The organism is Chryseobacterium tagetis (assembly GCF_016735585.2).
Lineage (GTDB): Bacteria > Bacteroidota > Bacteroidia > Flavobacteriales > Weeksellaceae > Chryseobacterium > Chryseobacterium tagetis.
The window spans coordinates 325,565-350,335 of record NZ_JAERSE020000004.1 but is presented as its reverse complement, the minus strand read 5'-3'; the positions used below and the strand labels follow the sequence as shown (position 1 = coordinate 350,335).

Annotated in this window: 20 protein-coding genes and 1 tRNA gene; 17 read left to right on the top strand and 4 right to left on the bottom strand. The window is 34.9% G+C overall.

The window, feature by feature from the left end; genetic code table 11:
* The first annotated feature begins 149 nt into the window (after positions 1-149).
* A tRNA-Lys gene (locus JI747_RS15525) sits at positions 150-222 on the top strand.
* A 220-nt stretch (positions 223-442) separates the two neighbouring features.
* Here the strand turns inward: JI747_RS15525 and panC are convergent.
* Complete coding sequence (gene panC, locus JI747_RS15520; RefSeq protein ID WP_225689799.1) at positions 443-1,291, bottom strand: pantoate--beta-alanine ligase; 849 nt, start codon at positions 1,289-1,291, stop codon at positions 443-445.
* A 170-nt stretch (positions 1,292-1,461) separates the two neighbouring features.
* On the opposite strand from panC, the gene JI747_RS15515 reads away from it, so the two are divergent.
* The 8 genes from JI747_RS15515 (at position 1,462) to JI747_RS15480 (ending at position 11,748) form a co-directional block, all read left to right on the top strand.
* Positions 1,462-2,232 carry a glycogen/starch synthase gene (locus JI747_RS15515; protein ID WP_225689798.1) on the top strand — a complete coding sequence of 257 codons (771 nt, stop codon included), beginning with the start codon at positions 1,462-1,464 and terminating at the stop codon, positions 2,230-2,232.
* Between the two features lie 13 nt (positions 2,233-2,245).
* Positions 2,246-3,841, top strand: coding sequence for a DUF4270 family protein (locus JI747_RS15510; protein WP_225689797.1), 1,596 nt, complete (start codon positions 2,246-2,248; stop codon positions 3,839-3,841).
* 29 nt (positions 3,842-3,870) lie between these two features.
* The gene (gene glmS / locus JI747_RS15505) at positions 3,871-5,724 is read left to right on the top strand and encodes a glutamine--fructose-6-phosphate transaminase (isomerizing) (RefSeq protein WP_225689796.1); all 1,854 of its coding nucleotides are present in this window, start codon (positions 3,871-3,873) and stop codon (positions 5,722-5,724) included.
* A 108-nt stretch (positions 5,725-5,832) separates the two neighbouring features.
* Positions 5,833-7,251: a T9SS ring complex lipoprotein PorK/GldK gene (gene porK / locus JI747_RS15500; protein WP_225689795.1), complete on the top strand. Its 1,419-nt coding sequence runs from the start codon at positions 5,833-5,835 to the stop codon at positions 7,249-7,251.
* A gap of 45 nt (positions 7,252-7,296) precedes the next feature.
* Positions 7,297-7,989, top strand: a complete 693-nt coding sequence (gene porL, locus JI747_RS15495; protein ID WP_225689794.1) for a type IX secretion system motor protein PorL/GldL — start codon at positions 7,297-7,299, stop codon at positions 7,987-7,989.
* Positions 7,990-8,041: 52 nt separating this feature from the next.
* Positions 8,042-9,628, top strand: coding sequence for a type IX secretion system motor protein PorM/GldM (gene porM / locus JI747_RS15490; RefSeq protein WP_225689793.1), 1,587 nt, complete (start codon positions 8,042-8,044; stop codon positions 9,626-9,628).
* Between the two features lie 18 nt (positions 9,629-9,646).
* A complete protein-coding gene (gene porN / locus JI747_RS15485; protein ID WP_225689792.1) occupies positions 9,647-10,585 on the top strand; it encodes a type IX secretion system ring subunit PorN/GldN in 939 nt (312 codons plus the stop codon).
* A gap of 125 nt (positions 10,586-10,710) precedes the next feature.
* A complete protein-coding gene (locus JI747_RS15480; protein ID WP_225689791.1) occupies positions 10,711-11,748 on the top strand; it encodes an NAD(P)/FAD-dependent oxidoreductase in 1,038 nt (345 codons plus the stop codon).
* A gap of 53 nt (positions 11,749-11,801) precedes the next feature.
* Here the strand turns inward: JI747_RS15480 and JI747_RS15475 are convergent, their stop codons facing one another.
* Complete coding sequence (locus JI747_RS15475) at positions 11,802-12,233, bottom strand: META domain-containing protein (protein WP_225689790.1); 432 nt, start codon at positions 12,231-12,233, stop codon at positions 11,802-11,804.
* A 37-nt stretch (positions 12,234-12,270) separates the two neighbouring features.
* Positions 12,271-12,663 carry a hypothetical protein gene (locus JI747_RS15470; RefSeq protein ID WP_225689789.1) on the bottom strand — a complete coding sequence of 131 codons (393 nt, stop codon included), beginning with the start codon at positions 12,661-12,663 and terminating at the stop codon, positions 12,271-12,273.
* A gap of 383 nt (positions 12,664-13,046) precedes the next feature.
* Here JI747_RS15470 and JI747_RS15465 point away from each other — a divergent pair, with 383 nt between their 5' ends.
* The 6 genes from JI747_RS15465 to JI747_RS15440 all read left to right on the top strand — a co-directional run bounded on the left by JI747_RS15465 (position 13,047) and on the right by JI747_RS15440 (position 21,893).
* On the top strand, positions 13,047-13,439 hold the full coding sequence (locus JI747_RS15465; protein ID WP_225689788.1) for a hypothetical protein: 393 nt from the start codon (positions 13,047-13,049) through the stop codon (positions 13,437-13,439).
* Between the two features lie 153 nt (positions 13,440-13,592).
* The gene (locus JI747_RS15460) at positions 13,593-14,675 is read left to right on the top strand and encodes an efflux RND transporter periplasmic adaptor subunit (protein WP_225690037.1); all 1,083 of its coding nucleotides are present in this window, start codon (positions 13,593-13,595) and stop codon (positions 14,673-14,675) included.
* Between the two features lie 88 nt (positions 14,676-14,763).
* The gene (locus JI747_RS15455) at positions 14,764-17,958 is read left to right on the top strand and encodes an efflux RND transporter permease subunit (protein WP_225689787.1); all 3,195 of its coding nucleotides are present in this window, start codon (positions 14,764-14,766) and stop codon (positions 17,956-17,958) included.
* Positions 17,945-19,387, top strand: coding sequence for a TolC family protein (locus JI747_RS15450; protein ID WP_225689786.1), 1,443 nt, complete (start codon positions 17,945-17,947; stop codon positions 19,385-19,387). Before JI747_RS15455 ends, JI747_RS15450 begins: the two co-directional genes overlap by 14 nt.
* A 190-nt stretch (positions 19,388-19,577) precedes the next feature.
* Positions 19,578-21,110, top strand: a complete 1,533-nt coding sequence (locus JI747_RS15445) for a M20/M25/M40 family metallo-hydrolase (RefSeq protein WP_225689785.1) — start codon at positions 19,578-19,580, stop codon at positions 21,108-21,110.
* Between the two features lie 90 nt (positions 21,111-21,200).
* A complete protein-coding gene (locus JI747_RS15440; RefSeq protein WP_225689784.1) occupies positions 21,201-21,893 on the top strand; it encodes a hypothetical protein in 693 nt (230 codons plus the stop codon).
* Positions 21,894-21,983: 90 nt separating this feature from the next.
* On the opposite strand, the gene JI747_RS15435 is transcribed toward JI747_RS15440, so the two are convergent.
* Positions 21,984-22,775, bottom strand: coding sequence for a DUF2490 domain-containing protein (locus JI747_RS15435; RefSeq protein WP_225689783.1), 792 nt, complete (start codon positions 22,773-22,775; stop codon positions 21,984-21,986).
* A 754-nt stretch (positions 22,776-23,529) separates the two neighbouring features.
* Between JI747_RS15435 and JI747_RS15430 the strand changes: the two genes are divergently transcribed.
* Both JI747_RS15430 and JI747_RS15425 read left to right on the top strand, forming a co-directional pair.
* On the top strand, positions 23,530-24,108 hold the full coding sequence (locus tag JI747_RS15430) for a hypothetical protein (protein WP_225689782.1): 579 nt from the start codon (positions 23,530-23,532) through the stop codon (positions 24,106-24,108).
* Position 24,109: 1 nt separating this feature from the next.
* A complete protein-coding gene (locus JI747_RS15425) occupies positions 24,110-24,568 on the top strand; it encodes a hypothetical protein (RefSeq protein ID WP_225689781.1) in 459 nt (152 codons plus the stop codon).
* The last annotated feature ends 203 nt before the right edge of the window (positions 24,569-24,771 follow it).

The following is a 24,771-nucleotide window of genomic DNA, read 5'->3' as shown; positions in this document are numbered from 1 at the left end:
ATATTAATATTTTGTGATTTGGTGTTTCAAAGGCTTCCACAAGAAGCCTTTGATTTTTAAAAATAAATTTTGCAAAAACAAAAAATATTGTATCTTTGCACCGCTTAAAGCGAAAAACATTTTTAAAATGTCTTTGTAGATAAGTGACCGACTCGGTAGCTCAGCTGGTAGAGCAATACACTTTTAATGTATGGGTCCTGGGTTCGAATCCCAGCCGGGTCACAAGTTTACTGAAAAGTAAATTTTTTTCATATTAATATTTTGTGATTTGGTGTTTCAAAGGCTTCCTCAAGAGGCCTTTGATTTTTTTATGTACATACAGTAAGCAGCGGGATGTTTTTAATTACTAAAATTAAAATGTCTTAAACTTAAATTGAATAAAAAAGCGCTACTTAGAAAGTAACGCAGGTTATATTAAAAAATAAATTTATCAAGTAGATTTTTATGATAGATGCATGTTGTCAATGAGTCTTACTCCATCTACAATAACGACAATGAAAGCTCTGTAGATTCTGTCATTGTAAACAGAATTAGTTTCTTTTAAAGTTTTTTCGTCTGCAATTAAAAAATATTCTAACTGCATACCTTGTTGATGATCAAAAACATCCTGCACCTTTTCTTTAATCTCAGATATTGTATTCGTTTTAAACCAATCATTTACCTTTTTTAAAGTTTCGTAAATAATTTTCGACGCTTCTTTTCTATCTTCATGTAATCTTTGGTTTCTGGAACTTAATGCCAAGCCGTTTTCAGCTCTGTAGATTGAAACTCCTTTTATGTGAATAGGAAGTTTTTTCTTTTCAACCATTTTTTTAATAATAGCTAGCTGTTGGAAGTCTTTTTCACCAAAATAGGCGTTATCGGGCTGGATCTGTCTGAAAAGTTCTTCTACGACTGTTCCTACCCCGTCAAAATGTCCGGGGCGTGATTTTCCTTCCATTTCATTTTCCAGTCCGTCAAAATCATAATGTTGGCTTTCTGTCTTTTCAGGATAGATATCTGATACTTCAGGAATATAAACAGCATCTACCAATCCTGAATTCTGCAGAATCAAAATATCACGATTGATATCTCTTGGATATTTCTCAAGATCTTCAGAATTGTTAAATTGGGTAGGGTTTACGAAAATTGAAGAGATGACAAGGTCATTTTCTTTTCTGGCTTCTTCATAAAGAGAAAGGTGGCCTTTATGCAACGCTCCCATAGTAGGAGCAAAGCCTATTCTTTTTCCCATTTCTTTCTGTCTTTCAATGAAATCCTGAAGCGTTTTTTTATTTTTTAAAACTTCCATAGTTTGTTATAATAGTATTTCAAAAATACTAAAAATATCATATAATATTGTTGGTTTTGATAATTTGGAAAAGGGAATTATCGTAAAAAAATGTTAATTAAAATAATGTTGGATGTTTTTTTGTAATTTTGCACATTAAAGCATTTTTTACAAAAATTAGATAGAAGTTTATGCCGAATCAAAAGATACTGTACATTACCACAGAAATGTTCCCTTATCAGGAAGATACAAATTTAGCAACAGTGGTAAACAAAATGGCACTTAAGATGCACCAAGAAGGTAATGATGTGAGAGTTTTTATGCCACGATTTGGACAAATAAGTGAAAGGAAGTTTCAGCTTCACGAGGTTATTCGTCTTTCAGGAATGAATATTATTATCAATGATCTAGATCAGCCACTTATTATTAAAGTAGCTTCTCTTCCTGGGGAAAGACTTCAGGTATACTTTATAGACAACGAAGAGTATTTTAAAAGAAAGCAATATTATTTTGATGATGAAGGAAATCCTTTTGATGACAATGATGAGAGAGCAATCTTTTTTGCGAGAGGGGTTATAGAAACCATCAAAAAATTAAATTGGGTTCCCGATGTTGTTCACCTGAACGGATGGATGTCTTCTTTCGTTCCTATTTATCTGAAAACCTATTATGAAACAGATACATATTTCAAAGATGCTAAAATAGTTCTTTCTTTATACAATGAGAAAGATGCTGTATTGAGTAACAATATGGATGAAAAACTTAAGTTTGATAATATTTCAGGTTTAAAAGCACTAGAAAATCCAACGACTCAGAATGTTGTCATTGAAAGTATGAACTATGTGAATTCAATCGTTAAAGGAGACGAATTCTTAAATGAAGAACTGGATAAAGCGTTCAACGAAACAGAAACATCAAAATCGGAGTATCTTGATGTAGATTCTATCAATCAACTTTATTAAAAAACACATTTTAATGACTATTATTAAAAGAACTTTCGCCATTTTGTTTATGGCGATTTTTGGAAGTGTATTATTATACAATTGTGAACCAGAAACAGATAATTTAGGAGAACAATTATTTTTGAATGATGCAGCTCAGGGAGATGAGGCTTCTTATGATGTTATTGCTTATAATATCAGTAATAATGACAGTATCCGAAGTGATGCATCAAATATGTTTGATGTTTATAATTCTACAAGAAAAGCTGTCCTAGGTGCTTTTACGGAAAGTCAGTTTGGTATGCAAAGGGCATCTTATCTTACACAGGTACGTTTGCCTGCTTATACTCCAGATTTTGGAACAAATGCGGTTGTAGATTCTGTTGTTTTAGTTGTAAAGCCAACGTATGCAACGGACTCACTTACCACAACAACAGATGAAGATTATATTTCCCCAGATGGGAATGTTGCTGCTAAAAAAGTAGTAAATACTTATCCTGCTTATAAATATGGTAAAGCTAAAATTAACGGATCAACTCCGCAATTTACAATCAAAGTACATGAAGTTGAAGATTTCTTAAATGGACAGAACGATATAGCATATTCAAATACTAATTATAAATATTATTCATCTGAACTAGGAAGTAAAATATTTAATGGAAATGTAAATAGTGTAACTATTACTAAAGATTCTGATGCAACATCAATATATACTTCTTCAGCAGTAGGAATAAGAATTCCTTTAAGTGCTACTTTCTTCCAAACTAAAATTGTAGATAAAGCAAGTTCTTCAGACCTTAAAGATGCTTCTAATTTTATCAGATATTTTAAAGGATTAAGAATTTCTGTAGCTGAAAGTGATGGATATTTATTGCAGTTTAGTCCGGATGATATAGAAATGATCATGTATTATAAGAATGATAAAACCGAAAACGGTACCAATACAAGACCACAATCTACTTATAATTTTACCATGGGATCTGCAAATGCTCATATTGGTCATTATGAATATGACAGAACAGGAGCAAAATTTGGAACTTTTGTTATTGGAAATAAAGTAATAGGGGACGAGAAATTGTATACACAGGGAATGGGTGGTCCTTCAATTGGAATTAAAATTCCAACGACCACAATTGAAAAATTGAAAGAGCTATATGAAAATGATAAATCTGCTATTATAGGAGCGAGAATCAGAATTTATACTGATCCTACTTGGAGTGTTAATTATGCAAACTATAATAGTCAATATATAAATCCAAGATCATTTACCATTGTTCAAAAAGATTTAGATAGTAATGGCAAAGAAACAACAGCCTTTACCACAGATTTATTAAATCTTAGTGGCTCGATCAATTTTGGAATGTATAAAATTTATGATATTGACAAAAATCAGGCATATTATGATTTTTCAATTACCAAATCTTTAAAAGATATAGTAGAGACAGGAGTGGACAATACTAATAAATATTTCAAAATTGATTTAGGAGGATTTATTTCTAGTACTTCGGGGACCTTAGCAGGATATAAATATACAAGTCGAGCTTTTGCAGCAGACAGAGCGGTATTTATTGGTAACGATCCATCTAGCCAAAAGAAAATTCAGCTTTTAGTTGTTCACAGCAAAAAATAAAATACAAATAAAAAAACACGAGATAAATTATGTGCGGAATAGTAGGGTATACAGGATTTCAGGATGCGTATGATATTGTTATCAACGGTCTTAGAAGATTGGAATATAGAGGGTATGACAGTGCTGGAATTGTCTTAGAAGATGGAAATAATAAATTAGAAGTTGAGAAAACGAAAGGGAAGGTAGATGATTTAGTAAAGATTTCTGAAGGCCTAAAAGGGACTTCTAAAATCGGTATGGGCCACACCCGTTGGGCTACACATGGAGTTCCAAGTGATAGAAACTCCCATCCACACCTTTCTAACAATAATAAGATTGCACTTGTTCATAATGGGATTATTGAAAACTACGATACCATTAAAACAATGCTTACTGAAAAAGGTTTTACCTTCAAATCAGAAACAGATACAGAAGTTTTGGTGAATCTTATCCAGTATTTCATGGATTTGAATTCTGAAACGGATTTTCCAACTGCAGTAAGATATGCACTTAATGAGGTATATGGAGCGTATGCTATCACAGTAATGCATGAAGATTTCCCAGGGGTATTGGTAGTAGGAAGATTAGGATCTCCTTTGGCAATCGGTATTGGAGAAAAAGAATATTTCATTGCTTCAGATGCGTCACCTTTCGTAGAGTTTACGAAGGAAGCTATTTATCTTGAAGAAGGTCATATGGCTACTATTTCTTTAGAAAACGGGGTAGATATCAGAACGATTAATGATAACTCTAAAATTAAACCTGAAATTCAGGAACTTAAATTAAGTTTAGAGCAGATCGAAAAAGGGGGTTATGAGCATTTCATGTTAAAAGAAATTTTCGAACAGCCAAAATCCGTGCACGATACCATGAGAGGTAGACTTCTTGTAGATGAAGGAGTTATCAAAATGGCCGGAATCTGGGATCATATTGAAAAGTTCAAGAATGCAAACAGAATTATCATCATTGCTTGTGGCACTTCTTGGCATGCAGGTCTTATCGGTGAATATTTAATTGAAGAATATGCAAGAATCCCTGTTGAAGTAGAATATGCTTCGGAATTCAGATATAGAAACCCAATTATTACTGATAAAGACGTAGTGATTGCGATTTCTCAGTCTGGAGAAACTGCAGATACAATGGCTGCTTTAAAATTAGCAAAAGAAAAAGGAGCATTTATATATGGTATATGTAATGTTGTAGATTCTTCCATTGCTAGAATTACAGATGCAGGTTCATATACTCATGCCGGTCCTGAAATTGGAGTGGCTTCTACAAAAGCTTTTACTGCTCAACTTACCATCCTTACTTTAATTGCATTTAAATTAGGTAAACATAATGGGAATTTAGGAAACGCAGATTTCATGAGCTTAATTGCTGAGTTAGATGCTATTCCTAAAAGAATTGAAGATGTCTTAGCTTCAACGAACGAATTGGTGCAAGATATTGCAAAAGACTTTGTGAGCACTACAAACTTCCTTTATTTAGGAAGAGGATATAACTATCCTGCTGCATTGGAAGGAGCATTGAAGTTAAAAGAGATCTCTTATATTCATGCGGAAGGATATCCTGCTGCAGAAATGAAGCATGGGCCAATTGCATTAATTGACGAAAATATGCCAATTGTTATTATAGCACCTAAAAAAGGACATTATGATAAGATTGTAAGTAATGTTCAGGAAATTAAAGCAAGAAAAGGTAAAATTATCGCTGTTGTTAATAAAGGAGATACTCAGGTAAGTGCAATGGCGGATTATGTTATTGAAATCCCTGAAACTTCAGAATGCTTCTCACCAATCGTTGCATCAGTACCTTTACAGTTATTGGCATACTATATTGCAGTGTACAGAGGAGCGAATGTAGACCAACCAAGAAACCTTGCGAAATCTGTAACTGTGGAATAAAAATTTGGTGTAAATAAAATAAATTTAGATTTCTTCCGTTATTTCAAAAAAAATCTTAAAAGTTTCTTAAAAAAATTATATATTTACGGCTTAATTATAAAAATTAACATGAAAAGGATATTTCTTTTATTATTGTCTGCGTCAGTAGCGTCGGTATCTTGTTCAGGTGGTGGTACTTCTTCTGTAGGGAAACCAGGAACGAAAGGAGAATTGATACCAAGAGAAAAAGCAAAATCATTTGTTGCGGAAAGACCATATGGTATGGTTGCGATTCCTGCAGGCTCGTTTATTGCGGGTATGGCAGATCAAGACCCAACAAACTCTCCGGAAAAATCAGCGTTGAAAACATCAACGGTTTCTTCTTTCTTCATGGATGAAGCTGAAACTACGAATGCAGAATACAGACTGTTTATTAATTATGTGAGAGACTCTATCGCTAGAACATTACTTGCTGAAGCTGCAGGTGAAGGCGGAGATGGAAGAGGAAAGGGTACAGGTATAGGAGACTATGCTTACCTTGCTAAAAAAGAAGACAACTTAACACCATATCAAGAATATTTAGAAGGCCAAGGTGGCGGAAATGACGGAAGCTACGATGCAAGTAAGAAATTAGATTGGAAAATTCCTTTGCATTGGAATACAACAAAGTATCCGGATGTAGAATATGCTGAAGTTTTAGAATCTTTGTATTTACCAGCTTCTTCTAGAGTTGGAAATGAAAGAATCCTAGATGTAAGTAAATTAAAATATACTTATCAGTGGGGAGATATGGATGCTGCTATTGCTGATAATGAAAGAGGGGTAAATTATTTGAAAAGAGAAAGTATTGCAATCTATCCTGATACAACAGTTTGGGTTAAAGACTTCCACTTTACATATAATGAGCCATTATTTGAACAATATTTCTGGCACAAAGCTTATAAAGACTATCCTGTAGTTGGAGTAACTTGGGATCAGGCAAGAGCTTATTGTAATTTCAGAACCAAATTAAAATCTGATTACAACGAAAGTTTAAAAAGAAGAAAACAAAGACCAATACAATTCCGTTTACCTAGTGAAACAGAATGGGAATATGCAGCAAAAGGTGGAAAACAAAATGCAGCTTATCCTTGGGGAGGACCTTATTTAATGGATGACAGAGGTTGTTATCTTGCAAACTTTAAGCCAAAAAGAGGTAACTATATGGAAGATGATAAAAAAGGTACTTATACCTATACAGCTCCTGTAAAGAAATTTAGAAAGAACGGATTTGGTTTATACGATATGGCCGGAAACGTTGCTGAATGGACAGAATCAGGATATAATAATTCATCTGCTGTATTTACATCTACGCTTAATCCATCTACAAAAGATAAGTCTGATACTAGAAAATCTGTAAGAGGAGGTTCTTGGAAAGATGTGGGATATATGTTGATGACAGGTATGAGAGATTGGGAAAGAAAAGATTCTGCTAGAAGTTATATTGGATTTAGAACAGTACAGGACATTCCTGAAGCTGCGGTAAAGCCAAGAAAAATAAACAGATAAAAACCAAAAACTAATTTACACTAACATTAAAAAAAACTAACGTATATGTTTAAGACTAAAGATGCTTGGATGAATTTCTTCTATTCATTCGGTGCTGCAATTGTAATTCTAGGAGCTTGGCTTAAAATTACTCACATTACACTAGGACCTATTAATGGTAACATCGCTCTTACGGTAGGGCTTGTTACTGAGGCTATTATTTTCGTTATTTTTGCCTTTGATCCACCGAAAAATGAAGAGTCTTATGCTTGGGAAAATGTTTACCCTGAATTATTAGATAAACATGCAAATCCTAACCCTTTACATTCTAATGTTTCTACTAGAAATAACAACAATCATTTAGCTGAGCTAGAAAACTCTCTTTCTGGTAAACTTGATAAAATGTTACAGGATGCAAAGCTTGACGTTCAATTATTTGACAGATTGAGAACAGGAATCGATAAATTTTCAAGCTCTGTAGATCAGATTAACCAAACGGTAGATGTATCTGCTTCTACTCATAAATACAACGATCAGTTGAATAAAGCTGCTCAACATATGGAAAGTATGAATGCTCTATACGCAATGCAATTAGAAAGCGGAAAGAGACAATCAGAATTTGCAAACAAATATGTTGCAGATATGCAAAAATCTGCTGAGCAATCAGAAAAATTCAATCAAGAATTACAAGGCTTAACATCTAACTTAAATAACTTAAATAGAGTTTATGGCGGTATGTTAACTGCAATGAAGTCTTAATTTCTTAACCATTTCTAAATTTTAATTATTTAATCAAACAAAAGAAAAGAGAATGGCAAAAGGAAAACAGACTCCACGTCAGAAGATGATCAACCTTATGTATTTGGTGTTCATCGCGATGATGGCCCTAAACATTGATGTTGAAATTATCAGGTCATTTTATGACTCTACAGTATCCCTTAATCAAACCCGTAATTTAACGGAACAAAAAAATAAAGATATCTTCGAAAAAACACTTGAAGCTAAAGCGCAACAAGTGCCAGATACTTATGCTCAGCCTTGGGCACAGTATCAAGTATTGAGAGATAAAATTGATGGGTTGGTAAAAGCAGCAGAAGATGTAAAAGTTACACTTAAAAAACAATCAGAATTCCACGATAAAGATGAAAAGGGGAAGGATATGGATGTAAGTGAAAACTTCTCTGCATTGAATAATAATGAAGCAACTACAGAATTCTTCTTCAAGGGAGGAGATGAAAATAGTCCATCAAAAAATGCTCTGGATTTAAAATCTAAAATTGATGATGTAAGAAATTATATCAATGCAACATTTGGTGGAAATTCACAGCTGGCAAAATTGGTTGAAAGAGCAAACGCTTCTTTAATCGCAGAATATCCTCAAGGAAAATCTCCGAACGGTAAAACTTGGTTTCAGAATAAATTCTATCACCAGCCACTTATTGCGGCAATTTCTAACTTAGGAATTATTCAGAATGATGCAAGAAATGTACAATCAGATGCATTGGCGTTAATGCTACAAGAAAAAGTAGATGCTAGTATCAAGTTTACAAGCTATGAAGCTATTGTTTCTGCTCCTACAGATATCGTTGCAGGTAATAAAGCTGAAGCAGTTGTAATGTTGGGTAACTACTCTAACAGTAACAAGATTAGTATCAGTGGTGTTGGAAGACAGGAAAATGGAAAAGGATTCCTTTCTTTAAACACAGGAGGATTAGGAGAACACAAAATTGGTGGTGTGATTACACTTACCGATGCTAGTGGAAAAGCTCAGCCTTTCACTTGGACTCATACTTATAATGTAATTGCAGGTCCACAAGAGGTAAAACTTGAAAAAGGATTATTACTTTCTGCAGATAAGATGAATGTAATGTATAGAGGATTAGAAAACCCAGTATCTGGATCTATCTTAGGTGCTGATAATTCTAAACTTACATTATCTGCTCCAGGTGCTTTGGTAAGAAGTACTGGTACAGGTAAGTGGATTGTAAAACCACAAGCAGGAAATGTTGTTAAATTGATCTTGTCAGGTAGAGAACCTAATGGTAAAGTAGTATCTCAGGAATTTGAATACAGAATTAAGAATGTACCGCCACCGCAAGGACAGATGAGAGGACAGAATGTATTGACAATGCCGGCTCAGTCTATCCAGAATCAAACGGTTCAGGCAGCGATTCCAGATTTCGACTTCCCTGTATCATTTACCGTAACTGAATTTATGGTTAGAATCCCGGGAAGAGCAGCAATGCTTGTAAAAGGAAATTCATTGCAAGATGCAGCAGGTCTGTTGAAAAATGTTAGACCTGGTGATGATGTATCAATTATTGAAATAAAGGCGACAGCTCAAGGATTGGAAGGACCTATTAAGAAAATCACTCCAATTATTATACATGTTCCATAAGTTTAAATAGCAATTATTATGAAAAAATATATTAGCAGTCTTTTAGTTTTAGTTTCTGGGTTTGCATTATCTCAGTCTATTCTAAATGCTTCTTCTCCGGAAGAGTTCAGACAAATGAGAGCTGAAAATATGAGAAAAGTGGGAGATACTGTTATTAGTAATAAAGTAAAACCACTAGAGTACGGATTTGTAGATGAGAAGGATATCTTAAAAGGTATGTATGTTTGGGAAATTATAGATTTGAATGATAAAATCAATCAGCCTTTCTATTATGACAATCCAAACGGTCTTTTGTCTAAAAATACTAGATCATTATATCAGATTCTATTAGATGCTGCATTAAGCGGTCAAATTGAAGAAGTATATGACGATGAGGATTTTACTACAAAACTTTCTGCAGAAGGTATCAAAAAAAGACTTGAAAAAGTTGTTTTAAATGATGCTGCAATTGATATTTTACAATCAGGTAGACAGTTAACTGAACAAGAGAAAAAAGAATATACCGACTATTTTCAAACAACAACTGATAAAGTTAAAATGTTGAAAATAATGGGAATGTGGTTTATTGACAAAAGAGATGGTCAAATGAAATACAGACCTCTTGGTATTGCTGCAATGGGACCAGATCCTGCGGTTCAGGGTGTTTATGATGCTGAAGGAAAAGCGATTGCTGGAAAAGATGAGTTAATCGATCTATTCTGGGTATACTATCCTAAAGCGAGAGATATCTTGGCAAATAACTATGTATTCAATAGAAAAAATTCAGCTGCTGATTTATCTTTTGATGACGTTATCAATGCAAGAAGATTCTCTTCTGTAATCTATAAATCATCAAGCGGTTTAGGAGACGGAAGCATCAAGGATTATGTTCCTAGAAATGCTGAAGAACAACTTGAAGAAAGTGATAGAATCAAAGCACAGATTCTTGAAATGGAAAACGAATTGTGGAATTATTAATATTTCATTTGATTCATATACAAAACCTGAGTATTTTTACTCAGGTTTTTTTATTGTGAAATGTAGTATTATTTAGTTTTGAAAGGCATAATTAAACGAAACCTTAATTAAATGAAGATTCTTATATGAAAAATGTAGACTATATAATTGTTGGAGATGGATATGCAGGCGTTTTTTTTGCTCATCAATTGATTAAAAATAATAAATCATTCGTGATGTTTTCCGAAGGTGAAAAAAGCGCTTCACAAGTGTCTGCGGGAATAATCAATCCTGTAGTGTTAAAGAAATTTACTACTTTTTGGAAGGCTCAGGAACAGATAGATTTTCTAAAGGACTCATTAAAAGAAATTGAAGCCTATACGGGAAATAATTATTTAATAGATGCACCTATTCACAGAATTTTTCACGATGAAAATGAACAGAAACTTTGGCTTAAAAAATCTGAAAATATAGAGCTTCAGGATTTTTTGGATGAAAATTTTGATCACATAGAGGTAGTAAAAAACGATTTTAATACAGGAAAGGTTAATCAGTCTGCGAGACTCAATGTTAAGGGGTTTTTCATGGGTGTATTTGATTTTCTTGAAAACAGAGGACAATTGATTAAAGAAAAATTTGAATATTCTAAAATTAACACTGCTGATTCCGTTTATAAAGAGTTTAATTTTAAGAATATTATTTTTTGCGAAGGAATGGGAGTGAAAGAAAATCCTTTCTTTTCAGATATTACTGTAAATGCCAATAAAGGACATCATATTAAAGTAAAACTATCAAAATCTTTAGATCAGAATATTACCATTAAAAAGAAACACTTTTTGTTTCCATTAGACAACGATTTATATTTTTACGGAGGAACTTATGATCGTGACCAGCTTCACCATCATATTGATGATTCTGCTGTAGAACAGTTGACAAATGGTTTAGCTGAATTTTATCCTTACGATTTTGAAATACAGGAAGTCAATTTTGGGTTTCGTCCTACCGTGAAAGACAGAAGGCCTATTATTGGAAAACATTCAGATCACTCGAGTATGTATGTGTTTAACGGATTAGGAGCAAGAGGAATATTGAATGGCTGTTATTTTTCCAAAGTGTTATATGATTGCATTGAAAATGATTCTCAGCTACCTGAAGAAGTAGATATGAAAAGATTTATAAATTAAAAAAAAATCGGGTCAACAATGACCCGATTTTTTTACTATATGGTAAATTGTGTTTAATTGCTAAGAACAAATTTCGCTAAAGGAGCCATTCTTGCTCTGTTAAGAGTAAGAGTATTACCATTTACCGAATAATTATCTGCAGCTAACAAAGCCTTACTAAATAATTGTTCGGTTTCTAAATCTTCACAGGCCATCATGGTAGACATTCCCTGATTGAATTTTATACGCATGATATCCGGTTTGATTTCAAAACTTCCTCCTATACCGTTACATCCGGCGTGTCCTTCATATCTCATTGTACTTGTATTAAGTTTGAAATAAGGGTTGTTTTTAGGATTTTTCAATTGAATGGGTTTACCATTAAGCTCAGTAAGCTTCCATGTTTTTTCGGTAATGTCATTTTTGGATGACTGTTTGGCACTATTACAGGAAAAAAGAAATACTGATAAAAAGAAAATGATAATGTAGTGGTGTAGATTTTTCATAGTGATAAGGTTTGGATTAAATATAATAAAGGATTGGCTAGTAAGAAGCCATTTTAGTAGGACTGTTTTCTTTGGTTGGTTTGTAATGAAACAATACCATATCCGCATCCTTTTTTAGAAATGTGATATTTCCTCGGATATTAGAATACTGATAAGCTTCGTTTGCAGCAGTATATTCCGGCAGCTCGTCGATTTTTTTTATTTCGTATGTCTTACCATCAAGAAAAATCTTGGCTGTATTTTGAGTATGATTGATGATCACTTCCATCTGATCACCAAAATCATCTACAAAAGTGGCTTTGGTAATACTGTCCTTTATAATTTCTCTGGCAGGCTCTATGGCTGCAACTTCATTTTCTTTAGTGGAATGGTTACATGACAGTAAGGTAAGTATAAGAGCGAAGACCGCGAAAAGAACATTTTTTTTCATAATAATTTATTTTGATGTGTTTCATTGGTGTGATTTGTTTGGCAAAGTTATTGTTTTTTTAGATAGAAACTGTTAAATTATTATAAATTATATAGTGGGTCTGAAATTAAATGAATATTTTATTTTTAAAATCTCTTCTAGTTTTAATGTTTTCTTATGACTTTTTGTGCTAATGAGGGCTTTTTAGAAGATTATAGATATAAATAATTGAGAATCAATAATAATTAAATGTTTCTTTGCTGGTTGTTTCCATCAATGTATGAAAGGTTAATTGTTATTCAGGATATTTAAAGGTGAGTTAAATATTGTTAATACATGTCATTTATCATAAAATTGGTTTGATTTTTATGCAAACTAAAACATACATTTGTGCCTTCAAAATTATGAGAAATTATATCGTGTATTTTTTGACCAGTCTTTTTCTGCTATTCGTAGTGGAAAGTAAGATCAACGTCAAAACATTACGAAACGATTATACCCATCACAATTCTCAGAATTTACCTAAAAGAGCAAACCGCTTAAACCAAACCTACGAAAAACTTTCTATGCAACAGTCGCCGGATGATGCAAGCAATGCTTACTCTCTGGAACTTACGGAAGATGATTTCCAATTGTCTGATACATTTCAGGCTATGGTTGTTTTTGCGAGTATTTTTACATTGGTTTATATTTTTGGACTGAAAAGCTTCAAAAGACTTAAGCCTACTATTCATGGTTTCCTCTCTGAATTTGACTCTGTAAAAAGATTCATTCTGATTCGTTCTATCAGAATCTAAGATTTTATTTTTCGATTTATTTTCTGTTGGCTCTGCCGGCGGGAAAATATCTGCGTTGTGTTTGTTGGTAATCATCACTTCGTCACCATTCTATATTACCATTTTTCATTCCAAATTAAAACATTAACGATTTATATAAACTCTAGAATTATGATGAAAAGAGTTGTCGCAAGCATTGCGCTAAGCAGTCTTTTATTGTTCACAAGCTGTAACAAGAAAAAAGAAGAAAAAGAAGAAGCTACGATTTATCCTGTTACCTCTCCAGTAGTAATGGATACGGTAATTGATAAAGAATATGTAGCTCAGATCAGATCTGTGAAGAACATCGAAGTTCGTGCACAGGAGAAAGGTTTCCTTGAGAAAATCTTTGTAGATGAAGGCCAGTTTGTACACCAGGGACAGACACTATTCCGCATCATGCCAAAGCTTTATCAGGCAGAACTATTGAAAGCACAGGCAGAAGTAGCGCAGGCTACTATTGAATTGAAAAATGCCAGTACACTAGCAAGTAACAACATTGTTTCTAAAAACGAAAGAGCAATGGCTAAAGCTAAATTGGATGCTGCCAACGCAGAAGCTAAATTGGCCCAGATTCACTTGTCATTTACAGACATTAAAGCTCCGTTTTCAGGGATTATTGACAGAATTCCTTTGAAATTGGGAAGCTTGGTTGATGAAGGAGATTTATTAACCTCTCTTTCAGATAACAATGATGTATACACGTATTTCAACGTTTCTGAACCGGAATATCTGAATTACCAGAGAAATGTAGCCTCAAGAGGAAGCAATCAGGTAGCTTTGGTTATGGCAAACGGTGATGTTTTCCCTCAAAAAGGTGAAGTTCAGACCATTGAGGGAGAATTTGACAGTGAAACAGGAAACATTGCTTTTAGAGCTAAATTTCCGAACCCTGCAAAGCTGTTAAGAAACGGAGAAACAGGAAAAGTGAGAATGACTTTGCCTTTGAAAAACGCTTTAATCATTCCTCAAAAAGCAACATACGAAATTCAGGATCAGAAATACGTTTTTGTAGTTGATAAAAACGGAGTGGCAAAATCCCGAAATATTAAAATAGCTTATGAACTTCCTGATGTATATGTTGTTGGTTCAGGATTGGCAACAGGCGACAGAATTCTATTAGAAGGAGTACAGAAAGTGAAAGACGATCAGAAAGTTCAGGTTAAAGCTCAGGATCCGAAAAAAGTTCTTCAATCGTTGAAATTAAAAGCAGAGTAAGAAATACGATAATTGATAAGCGATCATTGATCATGTAAACTGTTCAAACCATCACTTATCATTCATCATTAATAATTTATATTATTTTATGTTTAAGAAATTCATTCGCAGACCTGTTCTGTCTATCGTAATCTCTTTGATTATCGTATTTATGGGAGTCTTGTCCCTGACGAAGTTGCCGATTACACAGTTCCCTTCCATTTCACCGCCAAAAGTAAACATCACAGCAGAATATCCGGGTGCCAACAACGAATTGTTGATCAAATCCGTGGTTATTCCGTTAGAAAGAGGTTTAAATGGGGTGCCGGGAATGAAATATATGACTTCCGATGCCGGAAACGACGGGGAAGCTTCTATTCAGGTGGTTTTCGATTTGGGAACCGATCCTAACGTAGCCGCTGTAAACGTACAAAACCGTGTATCTTCGGTTGTAAACAAACTTCCGCCATTGGTAGTTCGTGAAGGGGTGAAAATCACTCGTGAAGAACCTAACATGTTGATGTATATCAACCTGTATAGTGATGATCCGAAAGCTGACCAGAAATTCCTTTTCAACTATGCAGATATCAACGTGATGTCTGAATTGAGAAGGGTAAGCGGAGTTGGTTTCGCAGACATCTTGGGAACAAGAGAATATGCAATGCGTATTTGGCTGAAACCAGATAGATTAACGGCTTACAGTATTTCAGCAGATGAAGTAATGGAGTCTTTAAACCAACAAAGTTTAGAAGCATCACCTGGTAAAACAGGGGAGAGTTCCGGTAAAAGATCTCAGTCATTTGAATATATTTTAAAATATCCGGGCCGTTTTAACAATGAAAAAGATTACGGAAATATTATTCTTAAAGCAAAACCGGGCGGAGAATTTATCAGATTAAAAGATGTTGCAGATATCGAATTCGGTTCATCGATGTATGACATTTATTCTACATTGAACGGTAAACCTTCTGCAGCGATCACTGTAAAACAATCTTACGGATCCAATGCAAGTGACGTTATCAAAAATGTAAAATCTTTGATGGCTGAATTGCAGAAAACAACCTTCCCGAAAGGAATGCACTATGACATCAGTTATGATGTATCAAAATTTTTGGATGCATCTATTGAAAAAGTAGTTCATACCCTATTTGAAGCCTTTATTTTGGTGGCAATCGTGGTATTCCTGTTCTTGGGAGACTGGCGTTCAACATTGATTCCTGCTTTGGCGGTTCCCGTTTCATTGATAGGTACATTCGCAGTCATGTCGGCATTTGGAATTACATTAAACATGATCTCGCTCTTTGCCCTTGTAATGGCGATCGGGGTTGTGGTCGATGACGCGATTGTGGTTATTGAAGCCGTTCATGCCAAGATGGAAGAAAAACATTTATCTCCGTTAAAGGCAACAGAAGAAGCGATGCATGAAATCAGTGGGGCGATCATCGCAATTACTTTGGTAATGGCATCCGTATTCATTCCGATTGCGTTCATGTCTGGTCCTGTTGGGGTTTTCTATCGTCAGTTCTCTATTACAATGGCTTCTGCGATTATTCTTTCAGGGGTTGTAGCTTTGACATTGACTCCGGCTTTATGTGCTTTAATCTTAAAAAATAACCACGGAAAACCTAAGAGAAGAACTCCTATTACTATTTTCTTAGATAAATTCAACGGTTTATTTACAAAAGGAGCTGGGAAATACGAGAAAATGCTGAACAAAACAGTGAAGAAAAAAACGGTTACACTTCCATTGTTATTGGCTTTCTGTGCTGCTACATTCTTCCTGAGTAATTCCCTTCCATCAGGATTTATTCCGGCGGAAGACCAGGGGATGATCTACGCGATTATTCAGACGCCACCGGGTTCAACCTTGGAAAGAACTAACCAGATTGCCAGAGAACTATTAAGAGAATCTGAAGGTATTGATGGAGTACAATCCGTTTCTTCATTGGCAGGTTATGAGATCCTGACAGAAGGTACAGGTTCCAACTCAGGTACTTGTTTGATCAACTTAAAAAGTTGGGAAGACCGTAAAGAATCTGCCGCGGAAATCATAGAAAAGCTTGAAGAAAAGGCTAAAAATATTCCGGGTGCGAACATAGAATTCTTCCAGCCGCCGTCAATTCCGGGATATGGTGCTGCAGGTGGTTTTGAGCTTCGTTTGCTGGATAAAGCAGGAAGTGGAGATTATCACAAAATGGAACAGGTAAGTAACGACTTTGTAAAGGAACTGAAAAAACGTCCTGAACTGGGTTCTGCATTTACATTCTATTCTGCGAGTTTCCCGCAATATATGTTGAGAGTAGATAACGATCTTGCCGAGCAAAAAGGCGTAACGATCGAAAATGCAATGGACAATTTATCAACTTTAATCGGTTCCAACTACGAGACGAGTTTCATCCGTTTCGACAGACCTTATAAAGTAATTGTTCAGGCAGGACCTCAATATCGTGCATTGCCGACAGATCTATTGAAATTGTATGTTAAAAACGATAAAGATCAGATGGTTCCTTACTCAGATTTCATGCATTTGGAAAAAGTGTACGGTTTATCAGAGATCACGAGACATAATATGTATAACTCATCTGAGGTGAGTGGAACTCCTGCACCGGGATACAGTTCCGGACAGGCAATTGCAGCGATTAAAGAAGTGGCAGACAAGACCCTTCCTAGAGGTTTCGGTATTGACTGGGCAGGTATTTCTAAAGATGAAGTAAGCCGTGGAAACGAGGCGATATATATATTTTTAGTCTGTTTAGGATTTGTTTACTTAATTCTTGCGGCACAGTATGAAAGTTTCATTCTTCCGTTACCGGTAATCTTATCATTGCCGACAGGGATTTTCGGAGCATTCCTATGTTTGAAATTATTAGGATTAGAAAACAACATTTATGCTCAGGTAGCAATGGTGATGTTGATCGGTCTATTGGGTAAAAATGCCGTATTGATCGTGGAATTTGCCGTTCAGAAAAAAGCTGAAGAAGGAATTCCTGTCGCTCAGGCGGCGATTGAAGGAGCAGCGATCCGTTTCCGTCCGATTTTGATGACCTCTTTTGCATTCATTGCAGGTTTGATTCCTTTGGTAATGGCAACCGGACCGGGTGCAATTGGTAACCGAACCATTGGTACAGCAGCAGCAGGAGGAATGTTGATCGGAACTATTTTCGGATTGATGATTATTCCTGGATTGTATTATATCTTCGGAACGATCGCCGAAAAGTCGAGATTGTCAAAATATGAAGAAGAAAATCCTTTAACAGAACAAACAGAACCGTATCAACACGATGACAAACATGAAGATTTATAATAAATATATAGCAGCCATCGCCTTATCGCTTGTTTTAGCAAGTTGTAAGGCGCCAATGGCGACTGTCATAAAAGACGAGGTAAAAGAAAATGTCCCTCAGAATTTTAATCAGGAAGATCAGGGGGATGCCAGTAATAACATCGGAACAACCCCTTGGAGACAATTCTTCACTGATCCGAACTTAGTGGCTTTAATTGAAACATCATTAAAGAACAATCAGGAACTGATGATCACTTTGCAGGAAATTGAAATTGCAAAAAGTGGAGTATTAGCGAAAAAAGGAAGATTAACTCCTACAGTAACTGCTGGGGTTGGCGCCGGATTGAAGAAAGCTGGACGTTATACAAGTGAAGGAGCGGGGGATGCTACCACAGAAATCGAACCCGGAAAAGAAATGCCGGATCCGCTTGGGAATTTCGAGGGCGGTTTGATGGCTAACTGGGAAATCGATATCTGGAAAAAATTAAGAACAGAGAAAGAATCTGCGGTTGCCCATTATCTTTCGACAGTAGAAGGGAAGAATTTCGTTCTTTCGAACCTGATTGAAGAAGTTGCCGATAACTATTACGAATTGCTTGCTTTGGACAATCAGCTGGATATTATTCAGCAGTATATTAAACTTCAGCAAAAAGCTCTGGAAATCTCAAAAATTCAGAAAGAAGCTGCAGCAACTACTGAATTGGCGGTGAAAAAATTTGAAGCCGAGCTTGCAAAATCTAAAGCATCAGAATATACAATCCGTCAGGAAATTACCGAAAAAGAGAATCAGATTAATGCGCTGTGTGGTCGTTATCCACAACCGATTGTAAGAACAAAAGAAGATTTTATGACCACAATTCCGCAAACGGTATATACAGGAATTCCGTCTCAATTATTGGCGAACCGTCCTGATATCAAACAGGCGGAATTGGAGTTAAAGTCATCAAAACTAGACGTAGAAGCAGCAAGAAAAGAATTTTATCCTTCATTGGAAATCTCTGCGACATTAGGATTAGAAGCATTTAAACCTTCTTACTTGGTGAAAATGCCGGAATCTATTGCTTACAATTTAGCAGGTGAACTGGCAGGACCGCTCATTAACAAAAGCGCCATCAAAGCCAATTTCCAGACTGCGGATGCAAGACAGATCCAGGCTTTGTATGAATATGACAAAACAATTCTGAATGCCTATTTAGACGTTGCAAACTTAATGTCTAAAGTGAAAAACATCGATCAGTATTATAAACTGAAGTCTGAAGAAACACAGGCTTTGGATAAATCAATAGATATTGCTAACCAGTTATTTAGAAATTCAAGAGCAGATTATCTGGAAGTTCTTCTGAACCAGAGAGATGCACTGGATGCTAAAATGGAACTGGTGGAAGCAAAACAAAAACAGCTGAGTACAGTTGTGGATATTTATAAGAGCTTAGGCGGAGGCTGGAAGTGATTGTAAATCCTTAATGTTTTATTTGGGAGACCGTCAATTTGGCGGTCTCTTTTTGTTGTAATACAGATCATAAAACAGGAAGGTGATTCTGAAATTAATATAAGTTGCTGAAAATTAATATTATTTTGAGACATTCATATTGGTGAATTATAGAAAGGGTTTTGTATATTTAGGTACCAAACCGATTATCATGAAAAAAATACTATTACTATTCTTAGCTGCAATTGTAGTCTTACTTATTTTTCTAATCATAAGGACCCTCACTTATCCATTCAAAAAGAACGAAGCTTCTGCCGGAAAACCCTGGGATGTTGTTCGTAATGATGCTGCAGTTCAGCGGTTATCCGGAGGAATAAAAATACCTACAGTTTCTACAGGTGAATTGGGTGATTTTGATTATGCTCCGTTTGAAAAATTTAAGACCTATTTAAAAGAATCTTATCCTTTGGTCTATCAAAATACCGAAAACTATGAAATCAATACCTATGCTTTAGTATTTAAAATAAAAGGAAAAAACAGTTCTTTAGCTCCTATATTGTTTTTATCCCATATTGATGTTGTTCCGCCGGGCGATGCAGACGTGCTCAATAAAAATGAAAATATAAACCAGCCAAATGATAAACCGACGCCAAGCGTTTCAAGAGTAGCAAAAGACTGGGAATATGGTCCGTTTTCAGGAGCCGTCGCAAATGGTAAGATCTATGGAAGAGGAACGATAGATATGAAAGGAATGCTTTTCTCTTTAATGGAATCAGCAAATATGATCATTGAAAGTAAAATTATTCCGGAACGCGATATTTATCTGGCTTTTGGATTTGATGAAGAAGTAGGAGGGAAAAAAGGGGCCACCCAGATTGCTGAACACTTTAAAAAACTGGGGCTAAAATTTGATGCCGTATATGACGAAGGTGGGCTGATTTTAGAAAAAGGAAATGTGGCCGGAATTAATAATGATGTTGCCGTTGTCGGTTGTGCCGAAAAAGGATTTCTTTCAGCCAAAATAAAAGTAAAAGGACTGGGCGGTCATTCTTCTATGCCACCCACTGAAAGTGCCATTGGTAAAGCAGCAGTTATTATGCAGCGGCTTGAAAAAGATCAGATGAAACCTATGATAACCCCTTCTATGCAGGAATTTTTTAATAATGTAGGAGGAGGAATGTCTTTTGTGAACAGAATGGCCATTGCAAATACATGGCTGCTTAAACCTGTATTGCTTTCTCAACTCACCAAAAATAACACAACCAACGCTTTGGTGAGAACGACTACAGCACTTACCATGATGAAAGGCAGTGACGGAACCAATGTTCTTTCCCCTGAAGTGGAATTTGTGGTCAACTTCAGATTACTTCCCGGTAATACTATAAAAGAGGTCAAAGAACATATTGCGAAAGCTACAGAAGGCTTTGATGTGGAGGTAGAAGAAATCGACAATAGCCGTGAAGCGTCTGCAGTTTCATCTACGAATACTCGTGCTTATAAAATGATTCAACAGGGAATACAACAGATTTATCCTGAAGCTGTAGTGACTCCTTACCTTACAGTGGGAGGAACGGATGCTTATAAATATCAGATCGTGAGTGATCATATTTACAGATTTATGCCTATTAAGATCAACAGTTTTGAACAGCAAAGTATTCACAGCACCAACGAATATATCAGTATCGAGAACTACCTTAGAATGATTCATTACTTTGAATTCATTATGAAAAACTATGACAAATAAAAATTCTCAACTATTTTTTTAGGTGCATTTTAATACGTCAAGTTTTGTCGCATAAGCGGAATAGTTTTGTCATATCAAAATTACAAAGCTATGGAACTGCCGTTTTATCTTACTTATAAAGAATTTGAAAATAATTATTACAACAACCTTGAAAAATGGTTTGAAGAATACCATAACACATCCGAGGTTGATTATTTGAAGCACTTGGCAAATTTGTACAGTCCGTATGTATATTACAATTTTGCTAAAGACAGGCTTCAGGCAGATGCATCTGTTCAGATCAAAGACTGCTTTTTCCCGTATTATGAAAAAATAGGAATTTCATTTTGCACCAGCTGCGATCAAAACAACAAACACATTTCGAAAGGAATGAATCACCTTTTTGAATGGAAAACCATCACCATGATGGAATATGCACAGCATATTTTAGACAAGATCAACAGACATATTGCCCAAAATACTACCCAAGACAATACATCCGTTTTTGATTTTATTAATGATAAAGAAGTCATTACGTTTAGAGATGGAGCCGGATTGTGTGTAAACTATAACCAACATCAATCCACCATCCCTTTCCTTAAAGCCTATCTTCCTGTTTTCGGAAAGACTGTTGATATTGCGGTATATAGAGATTTCATTTTTTCTGTCGTGCAGATCGCAGAATTTATAGACCAAAAATTAAAAGAAGTACACGCTTTCGAACACATGATGTACTCAAAATTAAAATCAGAAGCCAAATTTAAAGTACAGATGAACGAGCAGTTTTTAATGATCTGCAATTAATTTTTAAACCAAACATTCATATAACTAAATTGTAGTTTGAAATTTTTCAAACAAAACCTCCTGATCATAGTTGACCGGGAGGTTTTTTTATTACTTACGCTGATAAGGAATATTCCAGATAAGATCTGCGGCAAGATAATGAACGCCGCCTTTGTGGAGGCTTCTGCTGTCCCTGATCAGGTCATCCATATATCCTATATCCATTGTAAAAGGAGAATGGGGGATAGCAAATACATAATAAGCCGCAATACGCATTTCCCGGTATCCAAAATGATTCCATGAATGTTCAGGTTCATTCATGTGGCTTATTGAAAATAATTCCTCCATGCTCACTAGAATTTTCTGGTTGCTTTTTCGGGATACAGTATAGGTCAGTTGACTTTTAAGACGTGTTCTCAGCTGAAAATCCTCTTCAGTTCTATTAAAATCAGCGTCAAAAAATTTCCTGAATTCCTGCCGGATGGTATTTTTAAACTTTAATCTTTCCCCTAAATTAAAAGTATAGGCATATCTTCCATATACTCTTAACTCCTGTTCCGTAGCTTCCTTATCATAAGGCTCTGAACTCTGATATTCGGGCTGTCTTCGGTAGCTAATGGCGTAGCTGTATTGCTGATGAGGTGAAAAAGAATGGTAAACCTCATGATTTACAACAAAAATAGCCTGTTTTGAAAACAATGTTTCATTGTCCGGGCTGCTTTTACGGCCAATCGCTACATAACTGAGCGCCTCTTTCTTACCCAAAGAATCCAGCTTTTGTTTTATTCCGAAAGCGCCCCAAAAAGCAGTATTGGCATCTCCCAAACCGGGCGGGCTTATCTGTGCCTGCAAAAGACTATTTAAAAATAAAAGGGGAAATAATAAACATAATGCTCTCTTCATAATCACGAATTTAAAGGTTCTGTTGATTGTTGATGTATATAAATACTTTCAATGCTATTGAAAAACAGGACAAATTAAATAAGAGATTTAGGAAGATTTTAGGAACGATCGATTAGGTTTTACTTTGAAAAAAAATAAGTCCATGTAAATCTGAATCCAGGAGTTTTTCTACGATTACCGGGAATACCAGTTGTGGTGTAACATTCACTGAACAGGTGAGTGGGGGCAGATTGTTTTGAAGTTCCTGCAACCGGTTGATGAAGTGGTTACAGCCGGTTCCGAACCCCTTTTACCCGGTCCGGAACCACCCCTCAGCCGGTCCTGAAGTGGCTGCAATAGGTTGGTGAAGTGGTGACAGGGACTTCTCTAAGTGGGTATATCCGGTTCCTAAGCCCCTAAAAGAGGTTCCGAACTGGCGCACCCCCTTTTCATAACCTCTTCCAGGCAGTTCATAACCGCCTTTAGATACTTTACCAACCAGCTTCAGGCATTTTATAAGAGGTTACAACCACTTCAGTACCGCTTATAGCTAGTTTTCTGACCAGCTTGAATAATATCCAGGGTCCCAAAATAAGAGACGACACACTTTGTCGTATTGCAGCCCTACCTTTGCTTCATAGGATTAAGAATAAAAAGGATGATGGAATACGAATATTCACAAATATTTTATTATAAATCTAATCTCTGTGAACTAAAAACAATATTTTTGCAACGTTTTAAAGAATTAATAACAATAAACTAAAATAAACTTGGGATGAAAAAACTCTACACGGGTGCATACTTCTTATGCACGGTTCTGAGAATAAGCACTCTAATAATTATTAAAATGCGTAATATTAAAAATAAAATTACTCTGCGATATATTATTTTATTTAGTTTTATTTTCTTATTAAGCTGTAAAAAGGAAATACCAAAAAAAATATATTATCCAAATGGAAAGCTTAATTATATTTTAGATAAAACTGCAGATGACACTAAAATTACTTTTTTTGATAAAGGCGAAAAAGCTGCCGTGAATTTACATTTTCGCAAAGACTATTTTACGAGTAGTATTGTTTATAGTAAAAATCATAATTTACCTTTTGTAGATTCTATTAATATTGATAGCTTGAGAGGACCATATTTTTATGGAACAGAATATATTATTTTTAAGAAAAATGCTAAACTTATGGGAACGTTTAGATATAAAAGAAATTCAGACTTTAGAAAAGCATTATCAAGTAGCCAACCATATGGAATTCACAACACTTATGACTTGAATTGTAATATTATTGGGAAAGATGAGTATATAATAATAAATGACACTGTATATAACACTAAAATTACGCTATAGAATGAATTGTCAAACACGTTTTTTATTATTAATATTTTCTATTTTTCTAATGAAATCCTGTATAAAAGAAAGCGATATGTCTTATAGTATTTATGATAAAAATGGCTTTATTAAAGCAGATGGAAAATTTAAAGCAGATCAGTTTATAGATACAATTTACGTCTATAAAGAAAAAGACAACGATATTTATGATGATCATTTTGATGTCTTTATAATAATAGATAGTTCAAAAAATAATTATTTTTATGGTACTGAAATAGTGGAAGAAAAAAAGACACATAAACTTTTTTCTAAAGGATTATATAGGTTTAAAAAATCTTCCAATCCACAAAAATGTTATCAAAGTAAACTAAAGACTGGATATTTTGAGTTTCATAATATTGATGGTAGCTTACATTCAAAAGAACTCTATCAAATAAAAGGAGATTCTTCTTATAAGATAACTTCAATTAGAAAATAGTAAATAATGGTTACCTATCTACTGGTCGTGTATCAGATTTAGTAATGGTATAATTTTCGATCATTAACGCGCTAAAAATCTCAAAAAATTAAAAACTAATTAATAGAAGACGAGAGTAAGGTTATCCTGCCCTTATTTATTTTTCTAATAGAAACGAAACTATAAAATAAAATGCTTTGAATTTTTCTTTCAGCAATAAATGC

Excerpts from the sequence above, each read along its gene's own strand:
- panC (WP_225689799.1), bottom strand. The coding sequence starts at position 1,291 with ATGGAAGTTTTAAAAAATAAAAAAACGCTTCAGGATTTCATTGAAAGA.
- JI747_RS15515 (WP_225689798.1), top strand. The coding sequence starts at position 1,462 with ATGCCGAATCAAAAGATACTGTACATTACCACAGAAATGTTCCCTTAT.
- JI747_RS15510 (WP_225689797.1), top strand. The coding sequence starts at position 2,246 with ATGACTATTATTAAAAGAACTTTCGCCATTTTGTTTATGGCGATTTTT.
- glmS (WP_225689796.1), top strand. The coding sequence starts at position 3,871 with ATGTGCGGAATAGTAGGGTATACAGGATTTCAGGATGCGTATGATATT.
- porK (WP_225689795.1), top strand. The coding sequence starts at position 5,833 with ATGAAAAGGATATTTCTTTTATTATTGTCTGCGTCAGTAGCGTCGGTA.
- porL (WP_225689794.1), top strand. The coding sequence starts at position 7,297 with ATGTTTAAGACTAAAGATGCTTGGATGAATTTCTTCTATTCATTCGGT.
- porM (WP_225689793.1), top strand. The coding sequence starts at position 8,042 with ATGGCAAAAGGAAAACAGACTCCACGTCAGAAGATGATCAACCTTATG.
- porN (WP_225689792.1), top strand. The coding sequence starts at position 9,647 with ATGAAAAAATATATTAGCAGTCTTTTAGTTTTAGTTTCTGGGTTTGCA.
- JI747_RS15480 (WP_225689791.1), top strand. The coding sequence starts at position 10,711 with ATGAAAAATGTAGACTATATAATTGTTGGAGATGGATATGCAGGCGTT.
- JI747_RS15475 (WP_225689790.1), bottom strand. The coding sequence starts at position 12,233 with ATGAAAAATCTACACCACTACATTATCATTTTCTTTTTATCAGTATTT.
- JI747_RS15470 (WP_225689789.1), bottom strand. The coding sequence starts at position 12,663 with ATGAAAAAAAATGTTCTTTTCGCGGTCTTCGCTCTTATACTTACCTTA.
- JI747_RS15465 (WP_225689788.1), top strand. The coding sequence starts at position 13,047 with ATGAGAAATTATATCGTGTATTTTTTGACCAGTCTTTTTCTGCTATTC.
- JI747_RS15460 (WP_225690037.1), top strand. The coding sequence starts at position 13,593 with ATGAAAAGAGTTGTCGCAAGCATTGCGCTAAGCAGTCTTTTATTGTTC.
- JI747_RS15455 (WP_225689787.1), top strand. The coding sequence starts at position 14,764 with ATGTTTAAGAAATTCATTCGCAGACCTGTTCTGTCTATCGTAATCTCT.
- JI747_RS15450 (WP_225689786.1), top strand. The coding sequence starts at position 17,945 with ATGAAGATTTATAATAAATATATAGCAGCCATCGCCTTATCGCTTGTT.
- JI747_RS15445 (WP_225689785.1), top strand. The coding sequence starts at position 19,578 with ATGAAAAAAATACTATTACTATTCTTAGCTGCAATTGTAGTCTTACTT.
- JI747_RS15440 (WP_225689784.1), top strand. The coding sequence starts at position 21,201 with ATGGAACTGCCGTTTTATCTTACTTATAAAGAATTTGAAAATAATTAT.
- JI747_RS15435 (WP_225689783.1), bottom strand. The coding sequence starts at position 22,775 with ATGAAGAGAGCATTATGTTTATTATTTCCCCTTTTATTTTTAAATAGT.
- JI747_RS15430 (WP_225689782.1), top strand. The coding sequence starts at position 23,530 with ATGAAAAAACTCTACACGGGTGCATACTTCTTATGCACGGTTCTGAGA.
- JI747_RS15425 (WP_225689781.1), top strand. The coding sequence starts at position 24,110 with ATGAATTGTCAAACACGTTTTTTATTATTAATATTTTCTATTTTTCTA.